The sequence below is a fragment of the Nonomuraea soli genome (assembly GCF_013761175.1).
GTDB classification, from domain to species: Bacteria; Actinomycetota; Actinomycetes; order Streptosporangiales; family Streptosporangiaceae; genus Nonomuraea; species Nonomuraea soli.
The window spans coordinates 611930-629690 of the sequence record NZ_JACDUR010000006.1 but is presented as its reverse complement, the minus strand read 5'-3'; the positions used below and the strand labels follow the sequence as shown (position 1 = coordinate 629690).

General features: G+C 70.4%; 19 protein-coding genes. 3 read left to right on the top strand and 16 right to left on the bottom strand.

Annotated features, from left to right (window positions below; translation table 11 throughout):
- Positions 1-4 precede the first annotated feature (4 nt).
- Positions 5-2092, bottom strand: coding sequence for an alpha-galactosidase (locus tag HNR30_RS31040; RefSeq protein WP_181613590.1), 2088 nt, complete (start codon positions 2090-2092; stop codon positions 5-7).
- 92 nt (positions 2093-2184) lie between these two features.
- Here HNR30_RS31040 and HNR30_RS31035 point away from each other — a divergent pair, with 92 nt between their 5' ends.
- Together HNR30_RS31035 and HNR30_RS31030 are read left to right on the top strand one after the other, a co-directional pair.
- Positions 2185-3105: an aldo/keto reductase gene (locus tag HNR30_RS31035; protein WP_181613589.1), complete on the top strand. Its 921-nt coding sequence runs from the start codon at positions 2185-2187 to the stop codon at positions 3103-3105.
- 72 nt (positions 3106-3177) lie between these two features.
- Positions 3178-4020: an EamA family transporter gene (locus HNR30_RS31030; RefSeq protein WP_181613588.1), complete on the top strand. Its 843-nt coding sequence runs from the start codon at positions 3178-3180 to the stop codon at positions 4018-4020.
- Between the two features lie 109 nt (positions 4021-4129).
- Here HNR30_RS31030 and HNR30_RS31025 read toward each other — a convergent pair whose 3' ends face one another.
- From HNR30_RS31025 to HNR30_RS31015, 3 genes are all read right to left on the bottom strand, one after another.
- Positions 4130-5731: a monocarboxylic acid transporter gene (locus HNR30_RS31025; RefSeq protein WP_181613587.1), complete on the bottom strand. Its 1602-nt coding sequence runs from the start codon at positions 5729-5731 to the stop codon at positions 4130-4132.
- Positions 5728-6030 carry a DUF485 domain-containing protein gene (locus HNR30_RS31020; RefSeq protein WP_312894759.1) on the bottom strand — a complete coding sequence of 101 codons (303 nt, stop codon included), beginning with the start codon at positions 6028-6030 and terminating at the stop codon, positions 5728-5730. Before HNR30_RS31020 ends, HNR30_RS31025 begins: the two co-directional genes overlap by 4 nt.
- A 278-nt stretch (positions 6031-6308) precedes the next feature.
- Entirely contained in the window at positions 6309-7466 is a 1158-nt protein-coding gene (locus HNR30_RS31015; RefSeq protein ID WP_220134163.1) for a trans-sulfuration enzyme family protein, read from the bottom strand.
- Between the two features lie 11 nt (positions 7467-7477).
- Between HNR30_RS31015 and HNR30_RS31010 the strand changes: the two genes are divergently transcribed.
- Positions 7478-8485, top strand: a complete 1008-nt coding sequence (locus HNR30_RS31010; RefSeq protein WP_181613585.1) for a LacI family DNA-binding transcriptional regulator — start codon at positions 7478-7480, stop codon at positions 8483-8485.
- On the opposite strand, the gene HNR30_RS31005 is transcribed toward HNR30_RS31010, so the two are convergent.
- The 12 genes from HNR30_RS31005 to HNR30_RS30950 form a co-directional block, all read right to left on the bottom strand.
- On the bottom strand, positions 8448-9923 hold the full coding sequence (locus HNR30_RS31005; RefSeq protein ID WP_181613584.1) for a sodium/solute symporter: 1476 nt from the start codon (positions 9921-9923) through the stop codon (positions 8448-8450). The two genes, HNR30_RS31010 and HNR30_RS31005, sit on opposite strands and share 38 nt — an antisense overlap.
- A complete protein-coding gene (locus tag HNR30_RS31000) occupies positions 9920-10282 on the bottom strand; it encodes a hypothetical protein (protein ID WP_181613583.1) in 363 nt (120 codons plus the stop codon). The genes HNR30_RS31005 and HNR30_RS31000 overlap by 4 nt, the downstream gene beginning before the upstream one ends.
- A gap of 11 nt (positions 10283-10293) precedes the next feature.
- Positions 10294-11031, bottom strand: a complete 738-nt coding sequence (locus tag HNR30_RS30995) for a LytR/AlgR family response regulator transcription factor (RefSeq protein WP_181613582.1) — start codon at positions 11029-11031, stop codon at positions 10294-10296.
- Positions 11032-11064: 33 nt separating this feature from the next.
- Positions 11065-12237, bottom strand: coding sequence for a sensor histidine kinase (locus HNR30_RS30990; protein ID WP_181613581.1), 1173 nt, complete (start codon positions 12235-12237; stop codon positions 11065-11067).
- Entirely contained in the window at positions 12237-12638 is a 402-nt protein-coding gene (locus tag HNR30_RS30985) for an HIT family protein (protein ID WP_312894758.1), read from the bottom strand. The genes HNR30_RS30990 and HNR30_RS30985 overlap by 1 nt, the downstream gene beginning before the upstream one ends.
- Entirely contained in the window at positions 12635-13795 is a 1161-nt protein-coding gene (locus HNR30_RS30980; protein WP_181613580.1) for an acyl-CoA dehydrogenase family protein, read from the bottom strand. The genes HNR30_RS30985 and HNR30_RS30980 overlap by 4 nt, the downstream gene beginning before the upstream one ends.
- A 9-nt stretch (positions 13796-13804) precedes the next feature.
- Complete coding sequence (locus HNR30_RS30975; RefSeq protein WP_181613579.1) at positions 13805-14227, bottom strand: protease inhibitor I42 family protein; 423 nt, start codon at positions 14225-14227, stop codon at positions 13805-13807.
- Positions 14224-15159, bottom strand: a complete 936-nt coding sequence (locus HNR30_RS30970) for a YihY/virulence factor BrkB family protein (RefSeq protein WP_181613578.1) — start codon at positions 15157-15159, stop codon at positions 14224-14226. Before HNR30_RS30970 ends, HNR30_RS30975 begins: the two co-directional genes overlap by 4 nt.
- Before the next feature lie 5 nt (positions 15160-15164).
- Positions 15165-15764, bottom strand: a complete 600-nt coding sequence (locus HNR30_RS46985; protein ID WP_220134162.1) for a DUF3618 domain-containing protein — start codon at positions 15762-15764, stop codon at positions 15165-15167.
- Entirely contained in the window at positions 15761-16153 is a 393-nt protein-coding gene (locus HNR30_RS30960) for a phage holin family protein (protein ID WP_181613577.1), read from the bottom strand. Before HNR30_RS30960 ends, HNR30_RS46985 begins: the two co-directional genes overlap by 4 nt.
- Before the next feature lie 68 nt (positions 16154-16221).
- Positions 16222-16602 carry a hypothetical protein gene (locus tag HNR30_RS30955; protein ID WP_181613576.1) on the bottom strand — a complete coding sequence of 127 codons (381 nt, stop codon included), beginning with the start codon at positions 16600-16602 and terminating at the stop codon, positions 16222-16224.
- 245 nt (positions 16603-16847) lie between these two features.
- Positions 16848-17645 (bottom strand): class I SAM-dependent methyltransferase, encoded by a 798-nt coding sequence (locus tag HNR30_RS30950; RefSeq protein ID WP_220134161.1) that lies wholly within the window; start codon positions 17643-17645, stop codon positions 16848-16850.
- Positions 17646-17761: the final 116 nt, after the last annotated feature.

Genomic DNA, 17761 nt, shown 5'->3' with positions numbered 1-17761 from the left:
ATAATTACATACGCGTCAGCCGCACCACCAGACTCGCGTAGTCACCGCGCGGCAGCCGATCCAGCGGCAGCCCGTGGGCCAGGAGCACGGCGCCCGAGTGCTCGGCGCCGGTGTCGACGTCACGGTAGCGGGCCTCCGGATCGAGCCCCCGCAGGCGCAGCGGCCACGGCGCGTGACCGAAACGGGTGTTCACCCGGTAGGCGAAGACCACCACCTGCTCCGCCAGGGAGTACTGCACGCCCACCACGGCAGCGTCGGGCGGGGTGAGCCGGTGCACGACGCCGTGCTGCACGACCGGGCGGATCAGCTTGTACTGCGCCACCAGGTCGGCAGCCTCGGCCAGCTCCTCCTGGCTCCACCTGGTCAGGTTGCCGCCCAGGGCGAGCACGCCCGCCATGGCCACGTGGAAGCGGAAGCGCAGCGGCACCAGGCGGCGGGTCAGCGGGTTGGGGCTGTCGGTCACCCACGCGGCCATGGCCCTGACCGGATACACCTGGGTGAAGCCGTGCTGGATGGAGACGCGGTCGACGGCGTCGGTGTTGTCGGAGGTCCACACCTCGTCGACCCTGGCCAGCATGCCCAGGTCGACACGGCCACCGCCGCCCGAGCAGCCCTCGATGCGCAGGTGCGGATGGTCGGCGCGCAGGCGGTCGAGCAGCGCGTAGAGGTTGCGCACGTGCGCGTCCCACAGCCGGTCGGGGTCGCCGGACTGCGGCCAGCCGCCCTCGGTGAACGAGCGGTTGAAGTCCCACTTGAGGAAGTCGATCTCGTGCTCGGACACCAGCCGGTCGAGCCACTCGTGCGCCCACGCGGCCACGTCGGGGCGGCCGAAGTTCAGCACCAGCTGGTTGCGCATGGTGGTGCGGGTGCGGTTGGGCATGTGGATCACCCAGTCGGGGTGGGCGCGGTACAGGTCGCTGTCGGGGTTGACCATCTCGGGCTCCACCCACAGGCCGAAGCGCATGCCGTACGCGTGCACGCCCTCGATCAGCTGGCCCAGGCCCTGCGGGAAACGGTCGCGGTTGACGGTCCAGTCGCCGAGCCCCGCCCAGTCGTTGACGCGGGCGCCGAACCAGCCGTCGTCGAGGACGAACAGCTCGGCTCCCGCCGAGGCGGCCAGCTTGGCCAGGGCCAGCTGGCCGTCGACGTCGACGTCGAACCAGGTCGCCTCCCAGGAGTTGTAGACGATCGGGCGCAGCTCCTGCGGGTGCGGCAGGACGTGCTCCAGGACGTGGGCGTGCCAGGCGTGGCTGACGCCTGCGAAGCCGGCCGTGCCGTACAGGCCGGAGAAGACAGGGCTCGTCCAGGACTCTCCGGGTCCGAGGTGGGTGCGCAGGCCCTCGTGGCCCGCGCCGCCGGTGAAGGCGACGCCGTCGAAGGGGGTGCGCTGCACGGTGATGCGCCAGCTGCCGCTCCAGGCCAGCACCGCGCTCCAGACCTCGCCGTGCTCCTCTGTGGCCGTTCCGTCGTCGAGCATCAGCCACGGGTTGGCCTGGTGGCTGGTGGCGCCGCGGCGGCTGGTCAGGACGGTCTCGCCGACCGGCAGCTCCTCGCGCACGAGCTGGTTCTCCGCCGACCACGCGCCCACGACATGGCTGAGGCGGGTGCCGCGCGGCGGGCTCCAGGAGGCCGAGTCGCAGCGCTGCACCTCGATCGGCTCACCCTCGCCGGTGTGGCGCAGCTCGGTCCAGCGCTCGATCACGTCGCTGTCCTCGCGGACGCGGTAGTGCAGCGTGATCGCCAGGGGGTAGTGGCGGTCGGCGAGCCTGAGCCGCAGGTGGCCGCCGTCGATGTCGTGGCCGTCGAAGCGCCACTCGACGCCGCCCGCTCCGTCGGCGAAGCGCACCTGCAACGAGGCGGGGCCGAACGACGCGCCCGTCTGGGCCGGCAGCTCGGGGTCGCTGGGGCCGCCGTGGAAGCTGCTGATGTCTCGCGGGGCGGGCGCGACGATCTCCGCCGCCTGCTCCAGCGTCAGCGGGGCGCCCCAGTGCACCGCGCGCGGGCAGTCGCCGTCGTCGAGGCGCAGCGCGTAGGACGAGTGGGGAGTACGCAGCAGCCAGAGCCTTCGCTCGGCGTCGTGGAACACGCTCATCCAAGGATTCCTTAATTTATTGACAGCGTTAATAAATCCTACGCACAGCCCCCCTGTCGGTCGCAAGAGGTGCGGTTGTCTAGCCTGATCGGATGACTATGATCGGTGACCTTTCGGTCTCTCCCCTGTGCCTGGGCACCAACGTCTTCGGCTGGACCGCCGACCGCGAGACCTCCTTCGCGGTGCTGGACGCCTTCGTGGGCGCGGGCGGCACCTTCATCGACACCGCCGACGTCTACCCCGTGTGGGCGACCGGCGAGTCGACCTCGGAGAAGATCATCGGCGAGTGGATGGAGTCGCGCGGCAACCGCGACTCCCTCGTGCTGGCCACCAAGGTCGGGATGCTGGAAGGACTGCAGGGCCTGGCTCCCTCGGTCATCAGGACCGCCGTGGAGAACTCCCTGCGCCGCCTGCGCACCGACCGCATCGACCTGTACTGGGCGCACGTCGACGACCACGACATCCCGCTGGTCGAGAGCCTGGCCACCTTCGACGAGCTGGTGCGCGAGGGCAAGGTGCGCCAGATCGGCGCCTCCAACTACGGTCCGGAGCGGCTCGCCGAGGCCCTGCGGATCTCCGCCGCCGAGGGCCTGGTCTCCTACACCGCCCTGCAGCAGGAGTACAACCTGGTCGAGCGCGGCTACGAAGGCGCCCTGCGCGACGTCGTCTCCGCCCACGGCCTGGCCAGCACGCCGTACTTCGGGCTCGCCCGCGGCTTCCTGACCGGCAAGTACGCGCCCGGCGTCGCCGTCGACAGCCCGCGCGCGGGCAAGGCCGCCGCCTACCTCGACACCCCGCACGGCCCTCGCGTGCTCGAAGCCCTGGCCAAGGTCGCCGCCTCCCACGGGACCGAGCCCGCCACCGTCGCCCTGGCCTGGCTCGCCGCGCAGCCCACCGTCGCCGCCCCCATCGCCAGCGCCCGCAACCTGGAGCAACTCGGCCCGATCCTGGCCGCCGCCGACCTCACGCTCGGCGCCGACGAACTCGCCCTGCTCGACGAGGCCTCCGCCTGAGCAACACCACCGGGAGACCTGAGTAACGCGCTACTCAGGTCTCCTTTCTCATGGGGCACGACCATCTGAAGGGTGATCCCGCTGCTTCTGGCCACCCTCTGCGCCCTGGCGTACGGGGCCTCCGACTTCCTGGGTGGCCTGGCCGCCCGCCGCACCAGTGTGGTGACGGTGGTCGTGGCCGCCCAGGTCGCGGGCCTGTTCGTCCTGGCGCCCCTGATCGGGGTCCTGCCGGGGCGGCCGTCGTGGCCCGCTCTGGCCTGGGGGGCCGCAGCCGGTCTGGCGGGGGCCTTCGGGGTGCTGGTGTTCTACCGGGCCCTGGCCGGAGGCCGGATCTCCGTCGTCGCTCCGGCGAGCGCGACCCTGACCGCGGCGCTGCCCGTGGTGTGGGGGCTGGGCATGGGCGAGCGCCCGGTCCCGGCGGCGCTCTTCGGGGTGGCGCTGGCCGTGGCCGCCGTGGCGCTGGTCAGCCACGATCCGTCCGCCAGAGGGGGGCGGGCCTGGGTCGGGCCGATCTGCCAGGCGGCCGCGGTCGGCGTGGGGCTGGGCGGGTTCTCCGTGCTCATCGCCCAGCCCCCGGCGCAGTCGGGCCTGTGGCCACTGGCGGGGGCCAGGCTCGCCTCGATCGGCCTGCTGGTGGTGTTGTGCCTGGCCACCGGCCGCAACCTGCGGCCGAACGGGCCGCGCGCCACCGGGGCGGCGGTGGGCGCGGGCGTCCTGGACATGGCGGCCAACGTGCTGTTCCTCCTCGCCCTGCGCAGCGACGGCCTGCTGAGCATCGTCGCCGTCGTCTCCTCCCTCTACCCGGCCGGCACCCTGCTGCTGGCCCGCTACGTCCTGGGCGAGCGGCTGCGGCCCGTGCAGCTCGCGGGCGTGCTGTGCGCTCTGGGCGCCGTGAGCCTGATAGCGGTCACATGAGAAGGCTGAGCGCCGCAGGCGGCCGGGACCGGCCCCTCGCCCCGGCGGCCGTGAGCCCGGACGCACGGAAGGCCCGGCGGGTGGGGGCCGGGCCTTCCGTTGGACCGGATCAGTGCTTGGTCGCCTGCTCGGCGCCGATGCCGGTCAGGGAGCGGACCTCGATCTCGGCCCACTTGCCGGAGTTGTACTCCTTGCTGAGCACCGTGCCGAGCCAGCCGAAGAAGAAGCCGAGCGGGATCGAGATGATGCCCGGGTTCGACAGGTTCCACAGGACGAAGTCGGCGTCCTTGAACAGCGCCGCCTTGCCGCCGGAGACGACCGGCGAGAAGATCACCATGATGAGGCAGGAGATCAGGCCGCCGTAGATGGCCGACACGGCGCCCGTGGTGTTGAACCTCTTCCAGAACAGGCTGTAGAGGATCGCGGGCAGGTTGCCCGAGGCCGCCACCGCGAAGGCGAGGGCCACCAGGAAGGCGACGTTCTGGCCCTGGGCGAGGATGCCGAGGGCGATCGCGACCGCGCCGATCACGAAGGCCGAGATCCTGGCCACCAGCACCTCTTCACGCTCGGTGGTGTTGCCGCGCTTGAAGACGTGGGCGTACAGGTCGTGCGCGAAGCTGGAGGAGGAGGCGAGCGTCAGGCCCGCGACCACCGCCAGGATCGTGGCGAAGGCCACCGCGCCGATCAGGGCGAGCAGGATGATGCCGCCCGTCTCGCCGAGGAAGTCGGCGCCGATCGCCTCGGCCAGCTGTGGAGCCGCCGTGTTGCCCGAGGTGTCGGTGGCGGGGATCTTCACCAGGGCCGCGGCGCCGAAGCCCAGGACCAGGGTGAACAGGTAGAAGGTGCCGATGATGCCGATGCCCCACAGAACCGACTTCCTGGCGTCCTTCGCGGTGGGCACGGTGTAGAAGCGGATGAGGATGTGCGGCAGACCGGCCGTGCCCAGGACCAGCGCGAGCCCGAGGCTGATCAGGTCGATCTTGCCCATGAGTCCCTGGGCCTCGGTGCCGTACTTCAGGCCGGGCACCGTGATCGCGTCGCCCTTGCCGGTGGCCGTGCCGGCCGCCTCGAGCAGCGCCGACAGGTTGAAGCCGTACTTGGCCAGCACCAGGATCGTGATCAGACCGGCGCCGCTCATGAGCAGCACGGCCTTGACGATCTGGACCCAGGTGGTGCCCTTCATGCCGCCGAAGACCACGTAGATGATCATCAGCACGCCCACGCCGACGAGCACCCAGTTCTTGCCCGCGGTGTCGGTGATGCCGAGCAGCAGGCCGACCAGCGCGCCCGCGCCGACCATCTGGGCGATCAGGTAGAAGATCGACACGGTGATGGTCGAGACGCCCGCGGCGGTGCGCACCGGGCGGGGGCTCATGCGGAAGGCCAGCACGTCGGCCATGGTGAACTTGCCGGAGTTCCGCATCAGCTCGGCGACCAGCAGCAGCGCCACCAGCCAGGCGACGAGGAAGCCGATGGAGTACAGGAAGCCGTCGTAGCCCGACAGCGCGATCATGCCCGCGATGCCCAGGAACGAGGCGGCCGACATGTAGTCGCCGCCGATCGCCAGGCCGTTCTGCGCGCCGGTGAACGACCGCCCGCCGGCGTAGTAGTCGGCGGCGGTCTTGGTGTTGCGGCTCGCCCAGAACGTGATGCCCAGCGTGAGCGCCACGAAGGCCAGGAACAGGACGGTCGCCAGGGTGTGGCCGCTCACTTGGTCTCTTCCTCCACCTCGTGACGGATCTTGTCGGCAATCGGGTCGAGCTTCTTCTCCGCGTGCCTGGAGTAGGCCCACGCGATCACGAAGGTCGAAACGAACTGGAGCAGCCCCAGGATGATGCCGACGTTGATCTCGCCGATGACGTCGATCGCCATGAAGTCACGGGCGAAGCCGGAGAGCACCACGTACAGCAGGTACCAGGCCAGGAAGGCGACGGTCATGGGGAAGGTCCACTTGCGGAAGCGCTGCTTCAGTTCCTGAAACTCGCTGCTTTCCTGGACACGTTCGTACACAGACGTGTCATGTTCTCGGGTTGTCACCGGTTCCTCCCGCTATATGTGATGCAGGTCACGCACAAGGTAAGAGCGCAAACTACCCTCCGTGGAGAGGGAGAGTCCGGCTCTTCGGCGAGTCGCCACCAAATGGCGGTCAGTTGGGGAGGAGATGCGATAAATGGTCGGAATTGTGCGACCAACGGCGGGCCGACCACATCAACGGTCTGTGACCGTCCGTTTCAGCCCGATACGGCCCCCGAGGTCATGCCTCCGAGATCGGCGGCGCTGTCGTCACGCTAGGCGATGAACGTCTCCAGCGCTCCCGAGAGATCGTCGATCAGCGTGTCGGCCGGCTCCAGGCCCACTGCCAGGCGCACCAGGCCGATCGGGATGCCCATGGTGGTGCGCACGCTCTCCTCGATGCTGAGCGCCGGGCCGATGGCCAGGCTCTCGAAGCCGCCCCAGGAGACGGCGATCCTGAAATGGCGCAGGTGATCCAGGAATTTCGAGACCTGGTCGCGATCGTCGGTGTCCAGGACGAAGCTGAACAGGCTGGAGTAGCCCGACAGCTGCCTGGCCGCCAGGTCGTGCCCCGGATGCGCGGGCAGACCCGGATGGTTGACCGAGCGCACCGCCGGGTGCCCCTCCAGGAAACGCGCCACCGCCAGCCCCCGCTCCTGGTGGGCGGCCATCCGCACGGGCAGCGTGCGCAGACCCTTGATCACCTTGGCGGCGTCGTGCGGCGACATCGCGGCGCCGTACAGCATGTACTCCGTGCGCGCGATCGGCCGCACCAGGACGGCCGAGCCGCACACCACGCCGCCGACCAGGTCGCTGTGCCCGCCGATGTACTTCGACAGCGAGTGCAGCACCAGGTCCACGCCCATGGTCAGCGGCTTCTGGAACAGCGGCGTGGACCAGGTGTTGTCCATGACCGTCACGATGCCGCGCGAGCGCGCCCACCCGGTCACGGCGGGAATGTCGAAGAGCTCGTAGGCCATGTACGACGGCGACTCGAAGTAGAGCAGGCGCGTGCTCGGCATGACAGCGCTGTCAGCCGCGGCGAGGTCGGTCACGTGCGTGTGCGTCACGCCGTACTTCTCCAGGTATCGCAGGAACTGCGTGGTCGGCCCGTAGATCGCGCCGAGCACCAGCACGTGGTCACCCGAGGAGACCAGCGAGGAGATCGTCGCCGAGATCGCCCCCATCCCCGAGCCGAAACACTTGGCCCGCTCGGCCCGCTCCAGCGCGGCCAGCTTGCGCTGGGCCAGATCGACCGTGGGGTTGGTGCCGCGCCAGTAGATATAGTTCTCGTCTTCGTCCTTCAGCGCACCCGCCAGGTCGCCCACGGTCTCGAAGGAGAAGATCGAGTTCTCGAACACGGGCGGGTTGACCGCCCCCATCAGCCACGGCTCGTCCTCACCGAGGCGGCCGCAGATCCAGTCGTCGTTCACAGGGGCACAGTATGACAGCCCGCAAGTCGACCATGTCCGACGTGGCACGCCACGCGAACGTGAGCCTCAAGACGGTCTCGCGCGTGGTCAACTCCGAGCCGCACGTCAGCGCCGAGATCCGGCAGCGCGTCCACGACTCCATCAACGCCCTCGGCTTCAGGCGCAACGAGGCCGCCGCCCGGCTGGCGCGGGGCTCGGGCATGCTGACCATCGGGCTGATCATGGAGAACATCTCCAACGAGTTCTACTCCCACCTGGCCAAGGCCGTGGAGTCGGCGGCGGCCGAGCACGACGCGCTGGTGGTGTTCGGCTCCTACACCGAGCGGGTCGAGCGCGAGCGGCTGCTGGTCGAGGCCATGTCGGCACGCGGCGTCGACTCCCTGATCGTGGTGCCCTCCAGCGCCGACCACGGCTGGCTGGCCGAGCATCCCGGGCTGCGCACGGTCTTCGTCGACCGGGCCCCGGCCGGGGTGCCCGACCCCGATGTCGTCGTCATCGACAACCTGACCGGCGGGCGCATGGCCACCGAGCACCTCCTGGCCCGCGGCCATCGCCGCATCGCGCTGCTGTCGGACCAGCGCGAGGTCAGCGCGGTGCACGAGCGCGCCACCGGATACCGCCAGGCGCTCGGCCCTCATCTCGACGAGTCGCTGGTGGTGCACGGCGTGTTCGACCCGTGGCGGGCCTGCCACGAGGCCGCGCGGCTGCTCGGCTCCGGCGATCCGCCCACCGCCTTCTTCGCCACCAACAACCGCGCCGCCGTCGGCGTCCTCATGGCCGGTCGCGACCTGCCGCGGCGGCCCGCCCTCGTCGGCTTCGACGACTTCGCCCTGGCCGAGGTCTTCAGCCCGGGGGTGAGCGTGATCCGCTACGACTTCGCCGAGCTGGCCAGGTCGGCGGTCGACCTGCTGCTGTCGGGCGCCGGCACGGGACGGCTGATCAGGGTCCCGGTCGAGCTGGTCGCGCGCGGGTCAGGCGAGCTCAGCCCCGCGGACGCCAGTCTCCGCGATCCAGCCTGAGATTCTCCGGCGTGTGCAGGCGCACCATGATCGTGGCCACCCCCTTGGGCACCCGGCCGGGCGTGGCCAGCGACACCAGCACCATCACCAGGAAGGCGATCGGCACCGTCCACGCCGCCGGCTGGCTGACCAGCGCGCCGAGCAGCCCGCCGTACGGCCCGCCGAGGATCTGGGCCAGCACCGCCGCGCACGCGAGCCCGCCCCCGGCGAACAGGCCCGCCAGCGCGCCCGTCGAGGTCAGCCGCCGCCACCAGATGCCCAGCACCAGCAGCGGGCAGAACGACGAGGCGGCTACCGCGAAGGCCAGCCCCACCACGTCCGCGATCGACAACGCCCGCGCCCACAACGCCAGCGCGAGCGGCACGGACACCGCCATCAGCGTCGCGATCCTGAACTCCCTGACCCCGCCCTTGAGCAGGTCCTGGGCGATGACACCCGCCACCGACACGGTCAGCCCCGACGACGTCGACAGGAACGCCGCGAAGGCCCCCGCCGTCACCAGGGCGGTGAGCAGGTCGCCGAGCGTGCCGCCGATCATCTCGCCGGGCAGCGTGAGCACCACCGTGTCGGGCCGGTCGAGGGCGGGCGTGTACAGCCGTCCCAGCCAGCCGTACACCGACGGCAGCAGGTAGAAGGCGCCCAGCAGCCCCAGCACCATCAGCGTGGTGCGGCGGGCCGCCCGGCCGTCCGGGTTGGTGTAGAAGCGCACCAGCACGTGCGGCAGCCCCATGGTGCCCAGGAAGGTCGCCAGGATCAGCGAATAGGTCGAATACAGCCCGTACTCATCGTCGCCGGTCAGCGGCTGGGCCCACGCCGGGTCGAGCGCCGACGGAGCGCCGCCGCTCTGCCAGGCGGCCAGCAGGAAGAAGACCGGTACGGCCAGCGCGGTCAGCTTCAGCCAGTACTGGAAGGCCTGGACGAACGTGATGGACCGCATGCCGCCCGACAGCACGTTGACCGCCACCACCAGCGCCACCACCAGCCCGCCCACCCACACGGGCGCCCCGGTGATCGTGCGCAGCACCAGCCCGGCACTCTGGAACTGCGGCATCAGGTACAACCAGCCGATGAGCACCACCAGCACGCTGGCGCTGCGCCGTACCGGCATCGACTCCAGCCTGGCCTCGGCGAAGTCGGGCAGCGTGTAGGCGCCCGAGCGGCGCAGCGGCGCCGAGACCAGCACCAGCAGCACCAGGTAGCCGCCGGTCCAGCCGACCGGCAGCCACAACATGTCGGCGCCGTGGGTGAGGATCAGCCCGGCGATGCCGAGGAACGAGGCGCCCGACAGGTACTCCCCGCCGATCGCCGAGGCGTTCCACAGCGGGCTGACCGTGCGCGAGGCCACGTAGAAGTCGGAGGTCGTACGGCTCAGCCGCAGGCCGAAGGCGCCGATGAGGATCGCCGCCACGATCACCAGCACGACCGCGGTCAGGTTCATCGACGCTCGACCAGCTCGGCGAAGTGCCGCTCGTTGCGTTCCGCCTGCCGGACGTACAGCCAGGCCCCGATGACGAGAGCGGGGTAGATCAGCCCGGCCAGCAGCAGCCACGGCAGCGGGATCGCGCCCAGGCTGACCTCCCGAAGGCCGGGCAGGAGCAGGAACAGCAGAGGCAGCCCGCCCACCACGCAGGCCAGCAGCGTGCAGACGAACATCGCCAGCCGGAACTGGGTGCGCAGCAGCGAGCGCATGTAGATCTCGCCCACGCGGGTCTGCTCGTCGATCTCGCGCGTGACCGGGTAGCGGCGCCTTCGGGCGGCGGCCGTGCGCGGCGAGGTGACCGTGACCCGCCCTTTCACTCCCTGGCCCTTCACCGGCGGGCCCGGCGCACCAGCAGGTCGCGCAGCTCGCGCGTGTGGCGGCGGCTGACGGGCAACTCCGTGTCGCCCACCCGCACCGTGCAGCGGCCCGAGTCGATGTGCAGCTCCTCGATGTGCCGGACGGCGACCAGGTGGCTGCGATGCACCCGGATGAACCCGGCGTTGGCCCAGCGCTCCTCCAGCGTGGCCAGCGGGATGCGCACCAGGTGGCTGCCCTGCGCGGTGTGCAGGCGGGCGTAGTCGCCCTGCGCCTCCACGTAGATCACGTCGCTGCTGGCCACGAACCGGGTCACCCCGCCCAGCTCGACCGGGATGGTGTCGGTCTCCTGCGAGTCCTCGGCGGGCACGTCGGCCGAGACGCACACGCGCCTGATCGCCTCGCGCAGCCGCTCGGGGCGCACCGGCTTGAGCAGGTAGTCCTCGGCCTTCAGCTCGAAGGCGTCGACGGCGTGCTCCTCGTAGGCGGTGACGAACACGACGCGGGGCGGGTTGGCGAACTGCGACAGCAGCCGGCCCAGGACGACGCCGTCGAGGCCGCGCATGCGGATGTCGAGGAAGACGGCGTCGACCGGGCGGCCCTCGGCGATGCCCCGGTCCAGCAGGCGCAGCGCCGCCGCGCCGTCGCGGGCGGTGAGCACCTCGTCGATGCGGGGGTCGGCGCGCAGGAGGTACGACAGGTCTTCCAGAGCGGGAAGCTCGTCGTCCACCGCGAGAACACGCAGGGCCATAGACATGGATGAAAGCGACATTATCCGGCCCGGTCAACGGGCCGAGACCCCTGGGTGATACTTCGGCAACCTCACGTTGACTTTCATCCCGGCGTGCTCGGCCGTCTCGATGACCAGGCCGTACTCATCGCCGTACACCTGGCGCAGGCGCTCGTCGACGTTGGCCAGGCCGACGCCCTCGCCCGGCTCGCCCGCCAGGATGCGCCGCAGCCGCTCGGGGTCCATGCCGATGCCGTCGTCCTCCACGCTGATGCCGCACTCCGAGCCGGCGTCCTCGGCGACGATGGTGATGCGGCCGATGCCGTTCTTGCTCTCCAGGCCGTGCCGTACGGCGTTCTCCACCAGCGGCTGCAGGCACAGGAACGGCACCGCGACCGGCAGCACCTCGGGGGCGATGCGCAACGTCACCTGGAGGTGATCGCCGAAGCGGGCACGCTCCAGGATCAGGTAGCGGTCGATCGAGCGCAGCTCCTCGGCCAGCGTGGTGAAGTCGCCGTGGCGGCGGAAGCTGTAGCGGGTGAAGTCGGCGAACTCCAGCAGCAGCTCGCGGGCACGCTCCGGGTCGGTGCGCACGAACGAGGCGATCGTGGTGAGCGAGTTGTAGATGAAGTGCGGCGAGATCTGCGCCCTGAGCGCGCGCACCTCGGCCTCCATGAGCAGGGTGCGCGAGCGGTCGAGCTCGGCCAGCTCCAGCTGGGAGTCGACCCAGCGGGCGACCTCCTCCGCCGCCCTGACCAGGCCCGCAGAGGAGTGCGGGCCGTAGGCGGCCAGCGCGCCGACGACCCGCTCGTCGGTGCTCAGCGGCACGACGACCACGTGACGGATCGGGCACTCCAGCAGCTCGCAGTCGACGGCCAGGACCTGGGTGCGGCCGTCCTTCAGCGTCGACTCGGCGTGCTCGAAGGAGTCCTTGGCGTGGTGCTCGCCCTCGCCGTCGTAGACGAGCAGGCGCTCGGAGTCGGTGATCGCCACGGCGGCGGTGCCGAGCAGCTCGCGCAGGTGCCGCGAGGCCTTGAGCGCGCCGTCGTGGGTGAGGCCCGCGCGCAGGGGCGGCGCGGCCAGGGAGGCGGTGTGGAGCGTCTCGAAGGTGGCTCGCTCGGCCGGTCCGGCGCCCAGCTCGCGCCTGCCGCGCAGCACCCGCCACAACACCAGCGCCGGCACGCCGACCAGCAGCGCGAGCAGGAGCGCGACGACCACGGGTTCCATTACCGCGCCTTGCGGACGGCGGCGGCGTAGGTCTCGGCCTCCTCGGCCGAGGCGTACTTCGTGCGCGGCCAGAAGAAGCCGCGCAGGCCGTCCTTCTTGTTGCGGGGCACGACGTGCACGTGCAGGTGGGGCACGCTCTGGCTGATGCGGTTGTTCATCGCCACGAAGGTGCCGCCCGCCTGCAGCCCCTCCTCCACGGCGCGCGCCATCGCCTGGACCCGCTCGAAGAACGGGCCGACCTCGGGCAGGTCGGTCAGGGTCTCCACGTGCTCGCGCGGCACCACGAGCACGTGGCCCTTGAAGACGGGCCGGGTGTCGAGGAAGGAGAACGACACCTCGTCGGCGTGGACCACGCAGGCTTCGCGCTCCCCGGCGACGATCTCACAGAACAGACAACTCACCAGCCGACCTTAACCGCTCCCTTGAGCAGTTCCCGAGCGATGACCATGCGCTGGACGTCGTTGGTGCCCTCGCCGATCGCCATGAGGGGCGCGTCGCGGTAGAGCCGCTCCACCACGAACTCCTGCGAGTAGCCGTAGCCGCCGTGCACCCGCATCGCCTCCATGGTGGTCTTCAGCGCCACCTCGGAGGCGAAGTACTTGGCCATCGCCGCCTCGGCGTTGACCGCGCCCGTCTCGCTGCGCGAGGCGGCCCAGTAGGTCATGAGCCTGGCCGCCTGGATCTCGGTGGCCATGTCGGCCAGCTTGAGCTGGATCGCCTGGAAGTCGCCGATCGGCCGCCCGAAGGCCTGGCGCTCGCGCGCGTACCCCAGGGCGGCGTCGAAGGCGCACTGGGCGACCCCGACGGCCCGCGCGGCGATGTTGACCCGGCCCAGCTCCAGCGCCGACAGCGCCTGCTGCATGCCCCGGCCCTCGACGCCGCCGAGCAGCTGCGACCGGTGCACGCGCACGTCCTGCAAGGAGATCTCGCACGTCTCCGTGCCCTTGTAGCCGAGCTTGGGCAGGTCGCGGCTGACCACGTAGCCGGGGGTGCCCGCCTCCACGAGGATGATCGACATGCCGCGATGGGCGGGCGTCTCCTGGGAGGTCTTGACCAGGACCGGCATCGGGTCGGCGTGCCGGGCGTTGGTGATCCAGGTCTTGGTGCCGTTGATCACGTAGTGGTCGCCGTCTCGTACGGCACGCGTCTGGATGCCCTGCAGGTCGGTGCCGGCTCCCGGCTCGGTCAGGGCGATGCCGGTGCGGCGTGCCCCGGTGGCCAGGTCGGCGAGATACCGGTCCTTCTGCTCCTCGGTGCCGTGCTGGGCGATCATCCACGCCGACAGGGAGTGCGAGCCGAGCACGCCCGCCACGCCCATCCAGCCGCGCGCGATCTCCTCGAAGACCAGGGCGAAGGAGACCCGGTCGAGTTCGAGCCCGCCGTAGGAGGCGGGCACGGTCATGCCGAACAGCCCCATCTCCTTGAAGCGCTCGACGATCTCGGCGGGGTAGCGGCCCTCACGCTCCCATTCCGCGGCGACAGGGACGATCTCCTTGTCGACGAACTCCCGAATCGTCCGGCGGAACAGGTGCTGATCGTCGTTCAGCTCGAAGTCCATACCAGAACATTACTCGGTATCGTTCACCGTGACAGAGAAGATCGCCTCCCCGGATTCGGGGGTGGCCTTCGCCCTGTCGGAGCAGCGCCAGCAGTTGAACAGGCGCACCTCGGTGGTGCCCGGCCACTTGGCGTTGAAGACGAAGTAGCCGGTGCCGCCGGAGCCCGGCGCCTCGCCGCCGCTTTCGTACTCCTCGCTGATGTACGAGGCGACCTTGGGGTCGGGCAGCTCCACCAGGTCCCAGTTGTCGCCGACCGAGGGATTGTCGGGCACAGCCAGCGAGAAACGCTGCCCCTTGGTCACCTCGACCCGAGTCGTGGTGCCGACGGCGCCCTCGATGACCGTGCCGTAGTGGCTGACCGCCGACCCCGCGCCGCACCCCGTCAGGCATCCTGTCGCGCCGACGAGCAGGGCCAGCAGTGCACGTTTCACTCCGGCAGGGTATCCGGCTTGGGCGGGTCGCGCGGAACGGCGTACGGCTCGCGGTCGACGGGGTTGCCCATCGCCATGTTGCGCGCCCTGGCCAGCTCGGCGTCGAGCTCGGCCCCGAACAGGACCGCGAGGTTCGACAACCACAGCCACACCAGGAAGACCACGACCGTGGCCAGCGTGCCGTACGTCTTGTTGTAGGAGCCGAAGTTGGCGACGTAGAGGGCGAAGCCGACGGAGACGAGGACGAACAGCAGCACCGCCAGGATGCCGCCGGGGGTGATCCAGCGCACGCCCGGCTGGCGCACGTTCGGCGCCGCCCAGTACAGCACCATGATCAGCCCGGCTGCGATCACGGCGATCACCGGCCATTTGACGATGTTCCACACCAGGACCAGGCCGTCGGACAGGCCCAGCATGTCTCCGGCCACGTCGGCCAGATCGCCCGTGAGCGTCACCGCGATCACGCAGACCGCCAGCAGGACCATCACCAGCAGGGTCAGCCCGAGCCTGAGCGGGGTGAGCTTCCAGATCGGGCGCCCCTCGTCGATGTCGTAGATCGCGTTGGAGGCGCGCACGAAGGCGGCGATGTAGCCGGAGGCCGACCAGAGCGCCACCAGCAGACCGACGATCGCGAACACGCTGAGCGTGCCTGAGGCCTGCTCGATGCCCCGTACCGTCCCCGTCAGCAGATCCTGGACCTCCTTCGGGGCGATGATCGACAGCTGGCCCACCAGGTTGGAGATGTCGTCCTGGCCCAGCAGGCCCAGCAGCGAGACCAGCACGATCAGGGCAGGGAAGATCGACAGCACGCCGTAGTAGGTCAGGGCGGCGGCCCAGTCCTGGATCTTGTCGTTGCCCAGTTCCGCGAAGGTGCGCTTGATGACTCCCCACCAGGCGCCACGCGGTAAGTCAGAGGGACGGCGCGGGGCCATGAGCGTTACTTCTTCCCTCGCCGCATCAACCGGCGCAGGACGACCATCGCCACGACACCCGCGGCGGCGATCAGCAGTTTGGGCCGCTTCTTGGCCTCCTCGACGACCTTGTCGGGAGTGACCTCCTGCAGGCGCTGCTTGATGTCGGCCTTGTCGGCGAGCGCCGAGACGGTGGTGCCGACCTGCTCGCGCGTCTGCTGGACCTGCTCCCTGGCCTGGCGCTCCTCGGGGGTGACCGCGGGATCGGGGGTGGGACCGGTGCTCATGCTCTCCTCCTGGAAAACGGCATGGGAAGGGGGTGGCTCGTCCATCACGCTCCGGGGGGCCGTCCGGGCGTCCTGGTCCATCGCCTTGAGGTCGTCACCCATCGCTCTGACGTTCTCGTCGTCCGCGGGGATGCGCTCGTCGGGGCTGGGCGGCTCGGGGACGAACCGCTCCTCGCCCGTCCGCGCGGCCTGCGCCTCACGGGCGTTCTCCAGCGCCTCCGGCCTGGTCGGCGGGACGTTCACGGACATCTCGTCGGTCGGTTCCCCCACGGTGGCGCGCCGGGCGCCGACATCTCCGGCATGCGTGCCGCCGGCCTGGGAACCACTGGTCTCGGTCATCGCCGTGCCCTCGCCTTCACCTCGTCGACGTCGGCCTTGACGCTCTCGATCGTCTGCTCCGGCTTGAGCGGCGTCGCGCGCTCCACCTGCCGCTTGCCCGTCAACCCGAGGATCGCGGCCACGACGAACAGCACGCCCGCCACCAGGCACGCGGCGGCCCACGCGGGCATCACCAGGGCGAGCGCCAGCACCAGCGCGGCGATCAGGGTGGCGCCACCGAAGAAGGCGGCGAGCCCGGCCGCGCCGAAGAGCCCGGCGCCGAACCCGGCCCGCCTGCCCTTCCTGGCCAGTTCGAGCGTGGCCAGCCGCATCTCGTCGCGCACCAGCTGCGTCAGCTGCTGCGACAGGTCGCCGATCAGGTCGGCAGTGGTCTTGGCCTTGTCATTCACGCACCCCGACTACCCGGAGGACGCCGCCTCTATCACGCGGGGCGTTACTCGCCGGCTCCACAGCGGCGTCACCGGCCGGTGAGGTCGGACTCCACGGCGGCGTCGGCGGCCAGGGCCGGGTCGTTCTCGACCGCGTGCTTCCTGGCGGCGGCCTCCTCGTCGGCCCAGAGCACATCCGTCACGTCGCCGCCCTCCTGGGCGGGCACGAAGACGTCCTCGGGGGTGCGGACGCGCTGGGCGTCCACCGCGTTCGCCTCGGCGCCCGGGTACACGGTGTACGGGACGTTCAGCGAGCCGTACTCGGTGACGGATCCCACGATCGCCTCGTGCGCGCCCACGTAACCGGCCAGCTCGTTGACGAACTCGAAGTGCTCGACATGGTCGACGTGGTCGATGCGGTCGACGTGCCCGGACTGCCTGGGCTGCCTGGACTGCTCGGATTCGGCCATCGGTGCCCCCTCGATTTGCTCAGCCCTCTATGTCTAGCTTTTTCGCGACAAAGGGCCAGCAAAGCGAGGGGCAGGTCAGCGTCGTGAACTACGCAGGAGGAACCCGAGAACCTTCGTCAGAGACGAATCGGGCACCTCGCACCACTCGTCGGGCTTCTTCGGACTCTTGAACGGCGACGGCAGCTCACACGACGGCTGCGTCGGCAACGGCCGCTGGCTGCACCATCCGTCTGTCGGTCGGCTGCTCATATCTCCAATGTAGCCAGCAGATGCGTCAGCGCGGCGACCGATCTGTAAGGATCTGTCCTTCCTGCCAGCTCTTCGCAGGCCAGGAGCTCATCGAAATCCTCCGGCAGTTCCGCCGTGTCCGTCACATCGGTGAACACCCGCACCCCGTACCACGCTCCAACCCTCAGATCCCGTACGGCGAGCCGCCCGGTGAGCTCCTCGCGCCGGTCCGCCCGTGCGGTCACGCCCAGGCGGTTGAGATAACCCTCACCGGAGAACCCCCGCCTCGCCGTACCCCAGTCATGCAGGAGCCCCGGACGCATGGCCAGCGCGTCGCCGTTGCGCACCAGCAGTGACAGCAGCCCGCCGGGTTTCAGCGCCCCCGCCATCGCGCGGATGAGCGGGTCGGGGTCGTCGAAGTACATGAGCACGCCATGACACAGCACCACGTCGAAGCCCCGCGCCTCCACCAGCTCCGGCAGATCGGCGGCGTCGCCATGGACGGTCGTCACCCTCATCCCCGGCTCCACCGCCGCCTCCAGCAGGTCGAGCAGCTTCCTCGAAGAGTCGAACGCCGTGACCTCGTGGCCCGCCCTCGCCGCCCTGAGCGCCTGCGTACCCTGGCCGCAACCGACGTCCAGCACCCGCACCGGGCTCCGCGGCAGGTGGACTGCCAGCTGCCTGGCCACCAGTTCCTGCCTGACCACGTCGCGCAGCCTGCCCAGCTTGCCGATCCACCGCTCCTCACCCGCCGCAAAACCCACCGCGCCCGCCTCCCGCCCCTCACCCATGACAAAGCCCACCGTGTCGCCCATCGCCCGATCCAGTGCTCGGGCCATCCTGCCGTGGCAGGCGAATGATCAGGTCAGCGGGGTGGCGGAGCGGTCGGAGGCTGTCGGTCGAGCCCGGTAGCCTGCCGGGGTGCTGGTTG

Bases quoted from the DNA above. Each gene is read 5' to 3' on its own strand.
- HNR30_RS31040 (WP_181613590.1), bottom strand. From the start codon at position 2,092: ATGAGCGTGTTCCACGACGCCGAGCGAAGGCTCTGGCTGCTGCGTACT.
- HNR30_RS31035 (WP_181613589.1), top strand. From the start codon at position 2,185: ATGACTATGATCGGTGACCTTTCGGTCTCTCCCCTGTGCCTGGGCACC.
- HNR30_RS31010 (WP_181613585.1), top strand. From the start codon at position 7,478: ATGACAGCCCGCAAGTCGACCATGTCCGACGTGGCACGCCACGCGAAC.
- HNR30_RS31005 (WP_181613584.1), bottom strand. From the start codon at position 9,923: ATGAACCTGACCGCGGTCGTGCTGGTGATCGTGGCGGCGATCCTCATC.
- HNR30_RS30995 (WP_181613582.1), bottom strand. From the start codon at position 11,031: ATGGCCCTGCGTGTTCTCGCGGTGGACGACGAGCTTCCCGCTCTGGAA.
- HNR30_RS30990 (WP_181613581.1), bottom strand. From the start codon at position 12,237: ATGGAACCCGTGGTCGTCGCGCTCCTGCTCGCGCTGCTGGTCGGCGTG.
- HNR30_RS30980 (WP_181613580.1), bottom strand. From the start codon at position 13,795: ATGGACTTCGAGCTGAACGACGATCAGCACCTGTTCCGCCGGACGATT.
- HNR30_RS30970 (WP_181613578.1), bottom strand. From the start codon at position 15,159: ATGGCCCCGCGCCGTCCCTCTGACTTACCGCGTGGCGCCTGGTGGGGA.
- HNR30_RS46985 (WP_220134162.1), bottom strand. From the start codon at position 15,764: ATGACCGAGACCAGTGGTTCCCAGGCCGGCGGCACGCATGCCGGAGAT.
- HNR30_RS30955 (WP_181613576.1), bottom strand. From the start codon at position 16,602: ATGGCCGAATCCGAGCAGTCCAGGCAGCCCAGGCAGTCCGGGCACGTC.
- HNR30_RS30950 (WP_220134161.1), bottom strand. From the start codon at position 17,645: ATGGGCGACACGGTGGGCTTTGTCATGGGTGAGGGGCGGGAGGCGGGC.